The sequence below is a fragment of the Bosea sp. NBC_00550 genome, assembly GCF_026020075.1.
Lineage (GTDB): Bacteria > Pseudomonadota > Alphaproteobacteria > Rhizobiales > Beijerinckiaceae > Allobosea.
In genome coordinates, this window is record NZ_CP102772.1 from 3,967,885 (window position 1) to 3,983,695 (window position 15,811).

General features: G+C 66.3%; 16 protein-coding genes. 13 read left to right on the top strand and 3 right to left on the bottom strand.

The genetic code is table 11. The annotated features are described in order from the left end of the window. Complete coding sequence (gene ligD / locus NWE53_RS19105; protein ID WP_265050946.1) at positions 1 to 2,460, top strand: DNA ligase D; 2,460 nt, start codon at positions 1 to 3, stop codon at positions 2,458 to 2,460. Between the two features lie 47 nt (positions 2,461 to 2,507). Here the strand turns inward: ligD and NWE53_RS19110 are convergent, their stop codons facing one another. After that, complete coding sequence (locus NWE53_RS19110; protein WP_265050947.1) at positions 2,508 to 2,906, bottom strand: winged helix-turn-helix transcriptional regulator; 399 nt, start codon at positions 2,904 to 2,906, stop codon at positions 2,508 to 2,510. Positions 2,907 to 3,030: 124 nt separating this feature from the next. Between NWE53_RS19110 and NWE53_RS19115 the strand changes: the two genes are divergently transcribed. Beyond that, the gene (locus tag NWE53_RS19115; protein ID WP_265050948.1) at positions 3,031 to 3,642 is read left to right on the top strand and encodes an NAD(P)-dependent oxidoreductase; all 612 of its coding nucleotides are present in this window, start codon (positions 3,031 to 3,033) and stop codon (positions 3,640 to 3,642) included. Positions 3,643 to 3,722: 80 nt separating this feature from the next. Here NWE53_RS19115 and NWE53_RS19120 read toward each other — a convergent pair whose 3' ends face one another. Both NWE53_RS19120 and NWE53_RS19125 read right to left on the bottom strand, forming a co-directional pair. After that, positions 3,723 to 4,073, bottom strand: coding sequence for an Atu4866 domain-containing protein (locus NWE53_RS19120; protein WP_265050949.1), 351 nt, complete (start codon positions 4,071 to 4,073; stop codon positions 3,723 to 3,725). Between the two features lie 315 nt (positions 4,074 to 4,388). Next, a complete protein-coding gene (locus NWE53_RS19125; RefSeq protein ID WP_320109519.1) occupies positions 4,389 to 6,542 on the bottom strand; it encodes a methyl-accepting chemotaxis protein in 2,154 nt (717 codons plus the stop codon). A 376-nt stretch (positions 6,543 to 6,918) separates the two neighbouring features. On the opposite strand from NWE53_RS19125, the gene hslV reads away from it, so the two are divergent. From hslV to NWE53_RS19180, 11 genes are all read left to right on the top strand, one after another. Further along, positions 6,919 to 7,488: an ATP-dependent protease subunit HslV gene (gene hslV, locus NWE53_RS19130; protein WP_320109520.1), complete on the top strand. Its 570-nt coding sequence runs from the start codon at positions 6,919 to 6,921 to the stop codon at positions 7,486 to 7,488. Next, entirely contained in the window at positions 7,485 to 8,546 is a 1,062-nt protein-coding gene (locus NWE53_RS19135; RefSeq protein WP_265050950.1) for a hypothetical protein, read from the top strand. The genes hslV and NWE53_RS19135 overlap by 4 nt, the downstream gene beginning before the upstream one ends. Before the next feature lie 31 nt (positions 8,547 to 8,577). Next, on the top strand, positions 8,578 to 9,888 hold the full coding sequence (gene hslU / locus NWE53_RS19140) for an ATP-dependent protease ATPase subunit HslU (RefSeq protein WP_265050951.1): 1,311 nt from the start codon (positions 8,578 to 8,580) through the stop codon (positions 9,886 to 9,888). A gap of 76 nt (positions 9,889 to 9,964) precedes the next feature. After that, on the top strand, positions 9,965 to 10,225 hold the full coding sequence (locus NWE53_RS19145; RefSeq protein WP_265050952.1) for a ribbon-helix-helix domain-containing protein: 261 nt from the start codon (positions 9,965 to 9,967) through the stop codon (positions 10,223 to 10,225). Then, positions 10,222 to 10,536: a type II toxin-antitoxin system RelE/ParE family toxin gene (locus NWE53_RS19150; RefSeq protein ID WP_265050953.1), complete on the top strand. Its 315-nt coding sequence runs from the start codon at positions 10,222 to 10,224 to the stop codon at positions 10,534 to 10,536. Before NWE53_RS19145 ends, NWE53_RS19150 begins: the two co-directional genes overlap by 4 nt. Before the next feature lie 15 nt (positions 10,537 to 10,551). Beyond that, positions 10,552 to 12,111, top strand: coding sequence for a murein biosynthesis integral membrane protein MurJ (gene murJ, locus NWE53_RS19155; RefSeq protein WP_265050954.1), 1,560 nt, complete (start codon positions 10,552 to 10,554; stop codon positions 12,109 to 12,111). Between the two features lie 47 nt (positions 12,112 to 12,158). Next, positions 12,159 to 13,205: a tryptophan--tRNA ligase gene (trpS, locus tag NWE53_RS19160; protein WP_265050955.1), complete on the top strand. Its 1,047-nt coding sequence runs from the start codon at positions 12,159 to 12,161 to the stop codon at positions 13,203 to 13,205. A gap of 86 nt (positions 13,206 to 13,291) precedes the next feature. Then, complete coding sequence (locus NWE53_RS19165) at positions 13,292 to 13,786, top strand: universal stress protein (RefSeq protein ID WP_265050956.1); 495 nt, start codon at positions 13,292 to 13,294, stop codon at positions 13,784 to 13,786. Between the two features lie 109 nt (positions 13,787 to 13,895). Then, a complete protein-coding gene (locus NWE53_RS19170; RefSeq protein WP_265050957.1) occupies positions 13,896 to 14,456 on the top strand; it encodes a NifU family protein in 561 nt (186 codons plus the stop codon). Positions 14,457 to 14,513: 57 nt separating this feature from the next. Then, positions 14,514 to 15,197, top strand: a complete 684-nt coding sequence (gene tsaB, locus NWE53_RS19175) for a tRNA (adenosine(37)-N6)-threonylcarbamoyltransferase complex dimerization subunit type 1 TsaB (protein ID WP_265050958.1) — start codon at positions 14,514 to 14,516, stop codon at positions 15,195 to 15,197. Positions 15,198 to 15,250: 53 nt separating this feature from the next. Then, positions 15,251 to 15,745: a GNAT family N-acetyltransferase gene (locus NWE53_RS19180; protein ID WP_265050959.1), complete on the top strand. Its 495-nt coding sequence runs from the start codon at positions 15,251 to 15,253 to the stop codon at positions 15,743 to 15,745. Positions 15,746 to 15,811: the final 66 nt, after the last annotated feature.

Here is a 15,811-nt window from a genome sequence, read left to right on the forward strand (position 1 = left end):
ATGTCCACGCTCGATCTCTACCGCTCCAAACGCGATTTCACGCGCACGCGCGCGCCCAAAGGCACCGGCAAGGGAAAGAAGGGGGCAGCTGCGCAGGGCGGTGCCTTCGTCGTCCAGAAGCACGCAGCCCGGCGCCTCCATTACGATTTCAGGCTCGAACATGCCGGCGTCCTCTGGTCCTGGGCGGTGACGCGGGGCCCGAGTCTCGACCCGGACGAGAAGCGGCTTGCCGTCCATGTCGAGGACCACCCGCTGGAGTACGGCGGCTTCGAAGGCACGATTCCGGCCGGCCAATATGGCGGCGGATCGGTGATCGTGTGGGACGAGGGCCGCTGGTTGCCGGAGGGCGACCCGGCGGCGGGCATGAAGAAGGGGCACCTCGTCTTCACGCTGGAAGGCCATAAGCTCCATGGCCGCTGGCATCTCGTGCGGCTGAAGCCCCGGCGTGGAGAGAAGCGGGACAACTGGCTGCTGATCAAATCCGAGGACGAGTTTGCCAGGACCGACGAGGATATTCTCGAAACGCAGCCGGATTCAGTGAAGTCCGGCCTTTCGGTCGAAGCCATCGGCAGCGATGCGGAAAAGGGCGGCGTCTGGGATACGACAAAGCCTGCGAAACGCGCCGCAGCAGCAGCGAAACCGGCCCAAAAGGCGCGTCGGAAAAGCGATGACGGCGAACTGCCGCCCTTCATCGATCCCTGTCTCGCGACGCTGCAAGAAAAACCGCCCCCCGGCGAGAATTGGCTGCATGAGGTCAAGTTCGACGGCTATCGCTTGCAGGCGCGTATCGACCATGGCGCGGTGAAACTGCTAACGCGGTCCGGTCTCGACTGGACCTCGCGCTTCGGCAAAAGCCTTGTCGCGGCGCTGGCGGCCCTGCCCTGCGATGAGGCGCTGATCGATGGCGAATTGGTAGCGCTCGCCGAAAGCGGCATTTCTTCTTTCTCGGCCCTGCAGGAGGCGTTGTCCGAAGGCCGTAGCGCCGGCCTTGTATATTTCGCCTTCGATCTGCTCCATCTCGACGGTGAAGATCTGCGCAGCGAGCCGCTTCTGGCCCGCAAGGAGCGGTTAGAGCATCTGCTGCAGCACGGTGCCCCCGCTGAAAGTTTGGTGCGCTACAGCGAGCATTTCGTCGAACCGGGACAGACCATGCTGAACCATGCCTGCCGCATGGGGCTCGAGGGTGTCATATCGAAGCGTGCGGACGCACCCTATCGCAGCGGGCGCGGTCGCGACTGGATCAAGTCGAAATGCACCCAGCGCCAGGAGTTCGTGATCGCCGGCTATGTCCCGTCCCAGGCTTCGCCGCGCAAGCTCGGCTCGATCGTCACGGGCTACCATGAGGATGGCGAACTGAAGCCCGCGGGCCGCGTCGGCACCGGCTTTACCGTAAAATCGGCCGCAGCGCTGAAGGCGAAGCTCGATGCGATCGCGAGCGATGCGTCGCCCTTCTCGGGCGCCGCCGCGCGGGAGCGAGGTGTCGTCTGGGTGAAGCCGGAATTGGTTGCGGAAGTCGAATTTCGGGCCTGGACCGCCTCGAAGACCCTGCGGCACGCTTCATTCATGGGATTGCGCGAGGATAAGCCGGCTGGCGAGATCGTCGCCGAATTGCCGGTTAAACCGGCCCTGGAGAAGGCCAAAAAGGCGACATTGGGTTCTGAAAAGGCGCCGCCTGTGAAGACGACGGTGAAGCTGTCGAACCCCGACAAGCCGCTCTGGCCGGATATCGGCTTCACCAAGCAGGATCTGCTCGCCTATTACGCCAAGGTCTGGCCGCTGATGCAGCGCTTCGTCGTCGGCCGGCCCTTGAGCCTGGTGCGGGCGCCGAATGGCATCGAGGGCCACCGCTTCTTCCAGAAGCATGCCGGCCCGGGGATGCACGAGGCCGTCAAGCGCCGGAAGGACAAGGATGGCGAGGAGCTGATCTATATCGAGGATTTCGACGGGCTCGCTGCGCTCGTCCAGCTCGGAACGGTCGAAATCCATGTCTGGGGCGCGGCGATGGAAGCCGTCGAAACGCCCGATCAGGTCATCTTCGATCTCGATCCCGATACGGGCGTGCCGCTCGAACGGGTGCGCGACGCGGCAATGACGATCAGGCGCCATCTCGAGGAACTCGGCTACGAGAGCTTCCTCAAGGTTTCCGGCGGCAAGGGCTTCCATGTCGTGCTGCCGCTGAAGCCGAAGGCCGGCTGGGATCGCGTCAAGGATTTCGCCCGCGACTTCGCCAAGGCGATGGAGCACGCCGAACCGAAGCTCTACACCGCGACGCTCTCGAAGAAGGCGCGGCGTGGCCGCATCTTCATCGATTATCTGCGCAATGGGCGCGGCGCGACTGCGATCGCCCCTTATTCCACTCGCGCAAGGCCGGCCGCAACGGTTGCGATGCCCGTGCCCTGGGAGGAGATCGGCGCCCTGAAGCCCGACGCCTTCACGGCGCCGGATATCAATCCGCGGTGATATGCTGGAGGATCTCTGGAACGGGTTCTTCGCTGCTGCCAAGCCGCTCACCGGCGACTGAGCGCCGGCGTTGCTGCAGGCGGCGTCAGGCCGCGGTCGTAAAGCTGCTGCGCGGCTTCGACCTCGCCGATATGGCTCTCGGCCCAGAGCGTGAGCTGGTTCACAGTCTGCGCCAGGGTGCGGCCGAGCTCGGTGAGCGAGTATTCGACGGTGACGGGCACGGTCGCGAATACTTCGCGCCGGACCAGCCCGTCGCGCTCCAGGCTTTTCAATGTCTGCGACAGCATCTTCTGCGAGATGTTCTCGATGCGCCGCCGCAATGCGTTGAAGCGCAGTGTGCCACCATCGAGCGAGATCAGGATCAGCACCGCCCAGGTATCGCCGATGCGGTCGAGCACGCGCCGCGTCGGGCAGAGCGCCTGGAAAGGGTCGGGGCGTTTCAGCATGGCGGTTTCCGGCAGGTGACCATGTCGCGTGAAAGTGCCTTCTTTACGGGGCCACACAGCGTGATCAGATAGGTTCCATCGGGATGCAGGTATCTGTTGGATACTAACATAAGGAACCCCTGTCATGAAAGTTGCCTTGATCGGAGCCAGCGGCTTCATCGGCTCGCGCCTGCTGGCCGAGCTCGCATTTCGCGGTCACGCCGTCACCGCGATCGTCCGCAATCCCGAAAAGGTTTCGGCCCTCCAAGGCGTCACGGCGGTGAAGGGCGATGTCTTCGACAAGGAGGGGCTGACAAAGCTCCTCGCCGGCCACGACGCGGTGATCAGCGCCGTGCATTTCACCGCCAGCGATCCGCAGGCCCTGCTCGCAGCAGTCAGGCAGTCGGGGGTGAAGCGTTATCTCGTCGTCGGTGGCGCTGGGAGCCTCGAGGTCGCGCCGGGCGTCAAGCTGTTCGACACGCCCGAATTCCCGGCGATCTACCTCGACGAAGCGAAAAAGGGCGGTGCCTTCCTCGAGCTGCTGAAGCAGGAACAGGCGCTGGACTGGACCTTCCTCTCGCCTTCGGCCCTGATCCAGCCAGGCGAGCGCACCGGCACATTCCGGCGCGGAGCCGACCGGCTCCTCGTCGACGACAAGGGCAACAGCGCGATCTCGGCGGAGGATTACGCGATCGCCCTCGTCGACGAGCTGGAAAAGCCGGCCCATAGCCGCCGGCGTTTCACCGTCGGTTACTGACCGGCTCTCTGATCTACGCCGGAAACAATAAGGGCCATGCCACCGATCGGAGGCATGGCCCTTCTGCATTCAATGACCGGTCACGCCTTGCGGAAGCGCTTCTCGCCGATGCTGAGCGTGCCGCGCTTCAATTTGCCGAGGGCGACCCAGCCGGTTTCGCCCTCGAAATAGAGCTTCGAGCGGTCGACGGCATAGCGGCCGCGATGCTGGCCGCCCGCAGCCGGCTTCTCTTTTTGGAACTGCCCGTCGGGCCTGAGGTCGATGAGGATCGCTCCGTCCTCCGTCGTCCAGGTGCCGATCGCTGCCTGTTCGAAGGGGCTGGGGCCATCCGTCTCGATGAAATCGATTTCGAGCGGGCGTACGGAACGGCTGCTCGGCGTGAAGTCCGAGGCGAGCTGGCCGAGAGCCTGAAGAACCTGGCTGAATGGCATGGTTCGTCTCCCTGTTGTGGTGACGGCTGAAACCGCTTGTCGCAGACATCCCCGTCGGGATCTGTCAGCAAGCGGTTTGGCATCCGCCGCTTCCGGGGAAGCGGCCTGACGATCGTCACGGATCTGTTTGCGATGGCGGCGTCGTGAGGGGGCATGAAGCCCCGGCGCCTCTCGCACAGATAGGTCGATACCGGCCCGGCACAAGGCGCGGTCGTACAAAAATCTGATCGCCTGAAAGAAAACGGCGCCCTTTCGGGCGCCGCATGGTGTCGGGATGGATCGGCCGCGTGGTCTGCGGCCGGCGCGTCTGCCGTCTCAGAACTCTTCCCATCCGGCATCCTGGGCGCGTCCGTTGGCGACCTTGCGCGGGGCGGGAGTGGCCTTGGACTGGGCGAAGGCGGCTTCGGCGAGCTGGCGCAGGCGCTCGGGCTCGGCGCCGGCCGGAGCCCGGACGGATGCCGCCGGGGACGCTGCCGCAACCGCGACCGGCCGGGCCGGGGCCCGAGCCGGCGCCACGGTTTTCAGGGCGCGCGCCGCGGAGGAGGCCGCCATGACCGGCTGCGGATAGCCGCTCTGGCCGACAGCCTCGCGGCCGGTGCGGAAGGCCGCGACCAGCTCGTTGAGCTGGCCGATCCGGCCGGTCAGCGCATTGGCGGAGGCCGCGCTCTGCTCGGCCAGCGCCGCGTTCTGCTGGGTCATCTCGTCGAGATGGGCGACGGCCTGACTCATCTCGTCGATGCCGTTGGCCTGCTCGCCCGAGGCGGCCGAGATGTCGGCGATGGTGGCCGCCACCTTCTGCGAGGCGGCGAGGATGCGCGCGAGCTGGTCGCCGGCCTGGCGCACCAGTTTCACGCCCTCGCCGACCTCGGTGTTCGAGGAGGAGATCAGCCCGGAGATGTCCTTGGCCGCCTCGCCCGAGCGCTGCGCCAGAGTGCGCACCTCGGAAGCGACGACGGCGAAGCCCTTGCCGGCCTCGCCGGCGCGGGCCGCCTCGACCGCGGCGTTCAGCGCCAGCAGATTGGTCTGGAAGGCGATGTCGTCGATCACCCGGATGATGTCGGAGATCTTCTGCGAGGCGCTCTCGATGCGGGCCATGGCATCGACCGCCTGGCCGGCGATGGCGCCGCCGGACTGGGCGGCCTGCATGGCCTCGTCGGCGATGCGGGCGGCATCCTTCGAGGCCTGGGCCGAAGCCTTGACCGAGGCTGCGAGCTCCTCGGTGGTGGCGGCGGTCTGCTCGAGCGAGCTCGCCTGCTCCTCGGTGCGCTTGGAGAGGTCGTCGGCGCCCATGTTGATCTCGCGCGCCGCGAGCCCGACATCGGCCGAGGTGGCCTGGATCGTCGCGACCGTGGCCGAGAGCCGGTCCACCGTCTCGTTGATCGCGCCCTTGAGATCGGCGAAGCGGCCGCGATAGGCGGTCTCGACCCGGTTGGTCAGATCCCCGCCCGCAATCGCCGACAAAGCCTGCGCAAACTCCGTCGTCGCAGAATCAACAACTATGTTGATCTCGTTGATGCCGGCCACCAGCCGCTTCATCTGCTCGTCTGCATCCTCGATCTGCAGCCGGGCCGAGAAGTCGCCGGCCGCTGCGGCGGCCACGACCTCGCCGACATCCGACACCACGGCCTCCATCGACTGGGCACGCGCCAGACGGGCCGCGGCTGCGGCGCGCTCCTGTTCCTGCAGCAAGGCGACCTGCTCGGTGCTCTGGCGCAGCACCGAGACGGCGCGCGCCATCGCACCGATTTCGTCCGGACGGTCGGCATGAGGGACGTCGACGCGGGTATCGCCGGCGGTCAGCTTCTCCATGACCTTGCTGAGGTCGAGGATCGGGCGCGTGATCGAGCGCTGGGCGAAGATGAGGGCGACGCCGACGGAGACCAGCAGGGTCGCCAGCAGGACGATGGGCAGGACCCACTGCACCTGGCGGGTAAAGGCGGTCGCCTCGTCGCCGACGAGGATGCCGGCTTTCTCGGTGGCCTGGCTGAAGGTGATGAGCACGTCGTTCAGCGCCTTGCGATTGGCGCGGTTCTGATCGTTGTTGCCCTGGGCGTTGGCGGCCTCGGGCGAGACGGCGCGTGCGAGGCGAACGGTTTCGCTGCGGAAGGTGATGAAGTCCTCGACCGCCTTGCCGATCTGCCCGACGGTTTCGCGCTGCTCGGCCGGCGCGATCTTCTGGAGATCGGCGACGAGCTTGCGCAGTGTCGGGAAGCGATCCTCGACGCCCTTGGCGAAAGGCTCGGCCTCCTGGGGGGTCTTCGACATGTAGATTCCGCGCGCATCCATGACCACGGCCGTGACCACGCCGTTGATCCGCTGCGTCAGGAGCGCGACATTGGCCTGGATCTCGGAGCGCGTGTTCAGATCATCGGCCCTGTGCAGGCCGTAGAGACTGATGATCGCAGACAGAATGGCCCCGCCGGCGACGATGGCGAGCATGGCGAGAATCTTCAGGCGAATGGATTTCATGATAACGGTCCCAGGACAGCCTCCTGACCGGGGAAGCCGTTTCAACAAACCGACCATTCGTCATTAAGGCTAAAAAACTGCTTAAAAATTTTTGCGCCGGGTGACGTAGAATTCTGGGACGACCCTTCGGCAACAGCCAAGAGAATCGTTCACAGCTAAACATTGAATAACGCAGTCGCCGGTGCAGCTTCCATGGAAGTATTCTGTTCGTCTTGAAGAGCACAGCATAAGCCTGACGATCGAGGCCATGTCCGCATCGCCATCGGTCGCTCGATCGTGATCGAGGGCGATGTCGCGCGGCTTCCCTCTTGATAGAGCGGCCTCGCCTGAACATGTTGGCGTCTTCCGCAGTCCAGCTTTCCGGTTCCTGATCCTCATGTCCGAACACAGCAATACCCCCGTGATGCACGCCACCACCATCCTGATGGTGCGCAAGGGCGGGCGTGTCGTCATCGGCGGCGACGGACAGGTCTCGCTCGGCCAGACGATCATGAAGGGCAATGCCAGGAAGGTCCGCCGCCTCGCCAAGGGCGCCGTGATCGCGGGCTTTGCCGGCGCGACTGCCGATGCCTTCACCCTGTTCGAGCGTCTGGAAAGCAAGCTCGAGCAATACCCGACGCAATTGCTGCGGGCCTGCGTCGAGCTCGCCAAGGATTGGCGGACCGATCGCTATCTGCGCCGGCTGGAGGCGATGCTGCTCGTCGCCGACAAGGAGGTCTCGCTGCTGATCTCCGGCACGGGCGACGTGCTGGAGCCGGAGGCGAGCGAGCACGGCGCGGTGATGGCGATCGGCTCCGGTGGTAACTACGCACTCTCCGCGGCGCGCGCCTTGATCGATATCGAGCCTGATGCGGAGGCGATCGTCCGCAAGGCGATGAAGATCGCGGGCGACATCTGCGTCTACACCAACCACAGCCTCGTCATAGAGACGTTGGAGTCCGCATGATCGCTCAGGAGGATATCCAGGAGGCTGTTACCCAAGGGATCATCGACCAGGCCCAGGCTGTGCGGATCGTGCATTTGGCGCGGTTGCGGCAGGTTGCGCAACCTGCCGTCGAGGCGGAGAGCGTCGATCCTGATGACGAGCATTTCCGGCTGATCGGCGGCTTCAACGACGTCTTCGTCGGCATCGGCGTAGCGCTGCTGGCCGGCGCGTTGATCGGTCTTTCGCGTGTGCTCGGCTTCGGCAAGGCTTTCGCGTTGACAGCGGCGCTCGCAGCCTGGGGGCTGAGCGAGATTTTTGCACGGCGGATGAGGCTTGCGCTTCCATCGATCCTGCTTGCGGTGATGTTCGCCGGCTCTGCGGGAGTATTCGCCAGTATCCTCGGAGGACCGCAAAGCTTCAGTTCGGGGTCCTTTCGCGCCGAGAGCAGCTACTCGACTTTTGCCTTCGCAGGCTTCGGTCTGGCGGCCGCTCTGCATTACTGGCGCTTCCGGGTCTCGATCGATCCCGCCCTGGCTGCCATCGGCGCGCTTGGAGCCATAGTCGCCGCCCTGTTCATACTCGCGCCAGACTTCATGCACAGCTTTGCCAATGCTATTTTTGTTGCGGGGGGGCTGACGATCTTCGCGGTTGCGCTGAAGCTTGACATGGCCGATCCCAACCGGCGCACGCGGCATTCGGACGCCGCCCTCTGGCTTCATTTGTTGGCGGCCGGCCTGATCGTCCATCCGATTTTCCGGGCCATCGCCTTCACGGGGCGGTTAGGTTCTGCCGAAGCGGCCCTGATCCTTTGCCTGTTCGTCATTCTCGGCATCGTTGCGCTGGTAATCGACCGGCGTGCACTGCTGGTCTCGGGGCTGAGCTATGCCGGCATCGCGCTCGGTTATCTGATCACGCGCAATGTCTCTGACAGTCTGGGCCTGCCGCTCGCCTTGCTTGGACTTGCGGTCCTCGTGCTCGCGCTATCTGCGGGTTGGCGGCGCCTGCGCGGCACGATTTTGCCCCACCTACCGCTCGGCAGCCTGCGCGAGAGGTTGCCGCCGGTCGCGCTACCGCAATGATCATGCAGTTTCACCCGGATAGTCCAGCCCAATGACCAGCTTTTCTCCCCGCGAGATCGTCTCCGAGCTCGATCGCTTCATCGTTGGCCAGAGGGATGCCAAGCGCGCCGTCGCCATCGCGCTGCGCAATCGCTGGCGCCGCCAGCAGCTCGAAGGGCCGCTGCGTGAGGAGGTTTCGCCGAAGAACATCCTGATGATCGGGCCGACCGGCTGCGGCAAGACCGAGATCGCCCGCCGCCTCGCCAAGCTCGCCAACGCGCCCTTCCTCAAGGTCGAGGCCACCAAGTTCACCGAGGTCGGCTATGTCGGCCGCGACGTCGAATCGATCGTGCGCGACCTCGTCGAGATCGCGATCGCGCTGGTGCGAGAGAGCCGGCGCAAGGACGTGCAGGCAAAAGCCCATGTCGCGGCCGAGGAACGCGTGCTCGATGCGCTGGTGGGGGCCAATTCCAGCCAGGCGACGCGCGATTCCTTCCGCCGCAAGCTGCGCGCCAACGAACTCGACGAAAAGGAGATCGAGGTCGAGGTGGCGGCAGGCAGTGGCTCTGCCACGCCGATGTTCGAATTGCCGGGGATGCCGGGCGCCTCGATCGGCGCGATCAATCTCGGCGACATGTTCGGCAAGGCCTTTGGCCAGAAGGGCAAGCCGAAGCGCATGCAGGTCAAGGACGCCTACCAGCCGCTGCTGGCCGAGGAGAGCGACAAGCTGATCGACCAGGAGGCGATCATCCAGGCGGCGATCCGCGAGGTTGAGAACAACGGCATCGTCTTCCTCGACGAGATCGACAAGATCTGCGCCCGCGAGGGCAAGGGCGGCGCCGATGTCTCCCGCGAAGGCGTGCAGCGCGACCTGCTGCCGCTGATCGAGGGCACCACCGTCGCGACCAAGCATGGCGCGGTGAAGAGCGACCACATCCTCTTCATCGCCTCGGGCGCCTTCCACGTCTCGCGTCCCTCCGACCTGCTGCCGGAATTGCAGGGCCGCCTGCCGATCCGCGTCGAGCTCAACCCGCTCGACATCGAGGATTTCAAGCGCATCCTGACCGAGACCGAGGCGAGCCTGATCAAGCAGTCGGTCGCGCTGATGGCGACCGAGGAGGTGACGGTCGAGTTCAAGCCCGACGCCATCGACGCCATCGCCCGCATCGCGGTGGAGGTGAACTCCACGGTCGAGAACATCGGCGCGCGGCGTCTCCAGACCGTGATCGAGCGCATTCTCGACGACGTCTCCTTCACCGCGCCGGACCGCTCGGGCGAGACCGTCGTCATCGATGCGGCCTATGTCGAGATGCGCATCGGCGATCTCGCGAAGAACGCCGATCTGAGCCGGTTCATCCTCTGAAGCAGCGGAAGCCGTCTCCGGCTGTCATAGCTTCTGTCTTCAGGATTGTGTATCTTGAAGACAGAAGGAGGAAGCCATGGCCCGCACGACGACAATGACGGTCCGAATCGGCAGCGCGCTTGGCGATTTCGTGGCCCGCAATGTCGGCGAGGACGGCGTTTATGAGAATGTCAGTGAATATGTCCGGGATCTGATTCGGCGTGACAAGGAGCGTGTCGAGCAGGAGGCGTTCGAGCGGCTCAAGGCCGAGTTGACTCATGCCTTCTCCGCTCCCGATGAATCCTATCGTCCGCTGACAGCGGCCGAGGTGATCGCGCGCAACAAGGCCTCCGCGTGACGGCCATCCGCGTCCAGGAAGCGGCATCGCGGCGACTGGACGAGATCTATCTCTATACGCGGGATGCCTTCGGGGCCGCGCAGGCCGAAGGCTACATCGAAGGCCTGTTCGAAGCTTTCGGGAGGATCGAATCTCATGCCGTTCTGTCGCGGCCCATTCCGGCGGAATTCGGCGTCGATGGCTTCTTCTTTCGTTACGAGCGCCATGTCGTTTACTGGCGCAGGCTGGCGAACGGCGATATCGGCATCGTGACCATTCTGCATGCGCGGATGCACCAAATCAGTCGCTTCCTTGAGGATTTCGGGCTGTGACCGGGGAATGTGGCTTTGACCTCCGACGCTGAGCCCTCCCGTCTTGCCCGCGATTCGGCCGTCGTCGGTGCCGCCACGGTTGCCTCGCGCCTGCTCGGTTTCGCCCGCGATGTGCTGATCGCCCGCCTGCTCGGTGGCGGTCCTGTGGCGGACGCCTATCTGGCCGCGCTGCGCCTGCCCAATCTCGTCCGCCGCGTGCTGGGCGAGGGCGGGCTCAACGCACCCTTCGTGCCGCTCTATCTCGGCATTGCGCGCGAGCGGGGCCCGGAGGAGGCGCGCCGCTTCGCCGCCGAGGCGACCGGCAACCTCGCCTTCCTGCTTCTGCTGCTGGTCGCGGTGGGAGAACTCTTCGCGCCCTGGCTGGTGCTCGGCCTCGCCGGCGGCTTTGCCGAGGAGCCGGCGACGCTGGCCTTCGCCGCGTATTACACCCGGCTGATGCTGCCTTTCCTGCTGCTGACCACCTTGGCGTCGCTGCTGGCTGCGCTGCTCAATGCCGAGAAGCGCTTCGCCGTGGTGGCGCTGGCGCCGGCTCTGATGAATGCGATCCTGCTGGCCCTGCTGCTCGGGCTGCATCTCAACGGCACGCCGCCGGAGAGCGCGGCGCGATGGCTCGCCATCTGCGTCAGCCTGACCGGCGTCGCCCATCTCGGCATGATCCTGCTGGCGCTGCGCGGCCTCGGTCTGCCGCGCCCCGTGCTGCGCTGGTCGCCTGACATGACGCGCCTCCTGCGCACGGGCGGCGCGACTTTGCTCGCGGCCTCCGCCGCGCAGCTCGTGCTGCTGGTCGCGACGCAGGTCGCCTCGACCGAGCCCGGCGCCGTCGCCGCGCTCTACTATGCCGATCGCGTCTTCCAGCTCCCGCTCGGCTTCGTCGGCGTGGCGATGGGAACGGTCGTGCTGTCGGACATGGCGAGCGCGGCCGGGCGGGACGGGCCGGACGTAATGCTGGGGCACTCGCTGGCGCTGGGCCTGGCGCTCGCGCTGCCGGCCGGTACCGCTCTCGTCGCACTGGCCGATCCGATCGTCTCCGTGCTGTTCGAGCATGGCCGCTTCGGGGCCGCCGATCGCGCGCGGACGGCTGCGGCGCTCGCTGCCTTCGGCTATGGTCTGCCCTTCGCCATTGCTGCCAAGGTCTTCGGCCAGGTCTATTTCGCCCGGCACCTGCCGCGCTTGCCGCTGCTTTCGGGCTGCCTCGCGGTGCTGGTGGCGGCGCTGGCCGGTTTCGGCCTGGCCGATGGCAGCAATGCCGCGCAGATGGCGGCTTTCGCCGCGACGCTGGCTTTCGCCGTGCAGGCCACGATGCTCGGCGTCATGCTGATCCGGGACGGTATCTGGCGGCCCAGCCCCGGCAATCTGCGGCCCATCGTCGCCAGCCTCATCGCGAGCACGATCATGCTGGGCACGCTGCCGCTGCTGTTGAGGGCGCTGGCGCCGTCGCTCGCCCTCGATCAGCCGATCCTGCAGCGTGTCGGCGCGCTCGCGCTGCTCTGTCTTGGGGGACTCTTCGTCTATGGCGGCACCGGCTGGGTGCTCGGCGCCTTCGGCGCTCTCCCCTTGCGCAAGCGGCGGGCTTGAGCCAGAAGCGCCGCTTCCTTCCTCCATCGTGACGACGGAGTGCCCCCATGTCGGGTTTTCATCAGCGCGTTTTTTCAGGCATGCAGCCGACCTCAACGCTGCATCTCGGCAATTATTTGGGCGCGCTGACCAACTGGGTGGCGATGCAGAAGACGCATGAGTGCATCTATTGCGTCGTCGACATGCACGCGATCACGATGTGGCAGGATCCGGCCGATCTGAAGCGCGCGATCCGCGAGGTCACGGCCGCCTATATCGCGGCCGGTGTCGATCCCAAGTCGAGCATCATCTTCAACCAGAGCCAGGTGCCGGGCCACGCCGAGCTTGCCTGGGTGTTCAACTGCGTCGCGCGCCTCGGCTGGCTGAACCGCATGACCCAGTTCAAGGAGAAGGCCGGCAAGGACCGCGAGAACGCCTCGGTGGGCCTGTATGCCTATCCGAACCTGATGGCGGCCGACATCCTGCTCTACAAGGCGACGCATGTGCCGGTGGGCGAGGACCAGAAGCAGCATCTCGAGCTGACCCGCGACATCGCCCAGAAGTTCAACAACGATTTCGGCCCGCAGATTGCCGAGCTCGGCCTTGGCACCGGGGAGCTCGGTTTCTTCCCGCTGCCCGAGCCGATGATCCAGGGGCCGGCGCCGCGCGTGATGAGCCTGCGCGACGGCACCAAGAAGATGTCGAAATCCGATGCCTCGGACTATTCGCGCATCAATCTGACGGATGATGCCGAGACCATCGCCCAGAAGATCCGCAAGGCGAAGACCGATCCCGACGCGCTGCCTTCCGAGGAGAAGGGGCTGGAGGGGCGTCCCGAAGCGGAGAATCTCGTCGGCATCTATGCCGGGCTCTCGGGTGCGACGAAAAGCGCGGTGCTCCAGCAGTTCGGCGGCGGCCAGTTCTCGGGCTTCAAGGCGGCGCTGGTCGATCTCGCGGTCGAGAAGCTCGCGCCGATCGCCGGCGAGATGCGCCGCCTTCTGGCCGAGCCCAAGCATATCGACGCCATCCTCGGCGGGGGCGCGGCCCGCGCCGACGTCATCGCCGCGCCGATCATGCGCGAGGTCAAGGACATCGTCGGCTTCGTGCGCGGCTGAAGGCAGGGCTTTAGGGGCGGGCTTGCGCCGGGGGGCCGACGCGGGCCACCATGGCGCTCCCTCAGGCGGCGGCAGGGGATAGTTTCATGGTCAAGAGACGGCGGTCCTACGAGACGGGCCATCGCCCCAAATTCCTCGCGGTGGTCGACGACAGCGAGGAATGCGCCAAGGCGATTCGCTTCGCCGCGCGTCGCTGCGCCCGCGTCGGCGCTGCGATCGTTCTGCTTGCCGTCGCCCCGCCGCCCGAGCACGAGACCTGGCTCGGTGTCGGAGACGTGATGCGGGCGGAAGCCGAGGCCGAGGCCGAAAAGCGGCTCGACACGGCCGCGGCCGCGGTGCGGACGCTCGCCGGCCTGGAACCGGAGCGGATCGTGCGCACCGGCGACAAGGCCGGCGAACTGGTCAAGCTGATCGAGGAGGACGAGGACATCTCGCTTCTGGTGCTGGCTGCTGGCACCGGGCGCGACGGTCCGGGGCCGCTGGTCAGCGCTCTTGCCGGAAAATCCTCGGCGAGCTTCCCGATTCCGGTGGCCATCGTGCCCGGTCATCTGGAGGATGAGGAGATCGACGCGCTCGCCTGAGCGGGGCGCGACGACGCTTCACGCGCTTGTCGCTGGAATGATTCCAGCCCTCGGCCTATATCGGAGCCAGGAACGGCGACCTTGAATCGCCGGGACCGGAGATTGAGCCATGTTCATCCAGACCGAAGCCACGCCGAACCCGGCGACCCTCAAATTTCTTCCAGGACGTGCCGTCATGCCTGACGGCACGCTCGATCTGCGCGATTCCGCCGATGCCGAGCGCTCCCCGCTGGCCCAGCGCCTGTTCGGCGTTTCCGGCGTTTCCGGCGTCTTCCTCGGCTCCGATTTCATCACCGTGACGAAGTCGGATGGCGAATGGCCGCATCTGAAGCCGGCCATTCTCGGCGCGATCATGGAACACTTCATGTCCGGCGCGCCGGTGCTGGCCGACGGCTCGGCCGCCGACATCATCGAGGAGGGCGAGTTCTTCGCCCCCGAGGATGCCCAGACTGTCGAGACCATCAAGGACCTGCTCGAGACCCGCATCCGCCCGGCCGTGGCCGGAGATGGCGGCGACATCACCTTCCGGGGCTATCGCGACGGCACGGTCTATCTGGCCATGAAGGGCTCCTGCTCGGGTTGCCCGTCCTCGACGGCGACGCTGAAGCACGGCATCCAGAACTTGCTGCGCCACTTCCTGCCGGATGTGCGCGAGGTCGAGGCCGTTTGAGCGGGCGTGACCTCTATCAAGTGACGACAAGCCGGGCTTTCGCGGAATGAAGATCTGATGCGCATTCTCGCGATCGACACGGCGCTCGGGGCCTGCTCCGCCTGCGTGCTCGAAGCCGGTGTTGCCGAGCCGCTGGCGCAGGAACAGCTTCTCATGGACCGCGGCCATGCCGAGGCGCTGATGCCGCTGGTCGAGCGGGTGATGAAGGCGGTCGAGGGCGGCTTTTCCTCGCTCGGGCGCGTCGCCGTCACCGTCGGGCCCGGCAGCTATACCGGCCTGCGGGTCGGCGTCAGTGCGGCGCGGGCGATCGCCTTCGCCGCCGGCATACCGGCCGTCGGCGTCACGACAGTCGCCGCCTGCGCGGCGCCGCTGATCGGGCGCGAATCCGGCCGCGTCATCGCGGCCGCCCTCGATGCCAGGCATGGGCAGGTCTGGTTCCAGGCGCTGACCTCCGAAGGCAAGCCGCTCGTCTCGCTCCGGCAGGTCAGCTACCGCGACGCGGCGCGCGCCATCGGCGCCGGCCCGGTCAGCCTCGTCGGTTCTTCGGCGCTCGCCGTCGCCAACGAGGCCTGGGCGATCGGCCTCGATGCGGTCGTCATCGACGATGCGAAGGCGCCCGATATCGCCTGGGTGGCGCGGCTCGGCCTGATCGCCGACCCGGAGAGCGCGCCGCCGCGCCCGCTTTACCTGAAGGCGCCGGAGACGACGCCGCAGGACAAAGCCCGCCTGCCGCGCCGGTGAGCTCATCCTCCAAATGGTGGTTGACCCTGCGTCAGCCCATGCGAACAAGCGGCATGGATTGGCTGCGCAAACTCCTGCACCCTGATTCGGCGCCTGCGCGCACGATGCGGCTCGACGCCGGTCACGCACGGCAGGTCGCGATCCTGCATCATCAGGGCGGTTTCGCCCGCGGCTGGGAGCCGGCCGAATGCGCCGCGCTGATCGCGGATGCCGGCGTCGCCACCGACGGCGTCTTCGGCAAGGGGGCCGAGCCCACCGGCTTCGTTATGTCCCGCAAGGCGGCCGACGAGGCGGAGATCCTGAGCATCGTGGTCGCATCGGCACGGCGCGGTGATGGTCTCGGCCGCGCCCTGCTCTCGGCGCATCTCGCCAGGCTGGCGGAGGACGGCGTCGCGCATGTCTTTCTCGAGGTCGAGGAAGGCAACCTGCCTGCCGAGCGGCTCTACCGGCATTTCGGTTTCCGCGAAGTCGGCCGCCGCAAGGGCTACTATCCCAAGGCCGATGGCAGCCGCGCGACGGCGATCGCGATGCGGCTCGATCTCGCGTGACATCGCCGCGCAATCGCGGCATTGACCGCGTTCCGAGCCCGCTTGAGACGCCAGCCTTGCCGATGA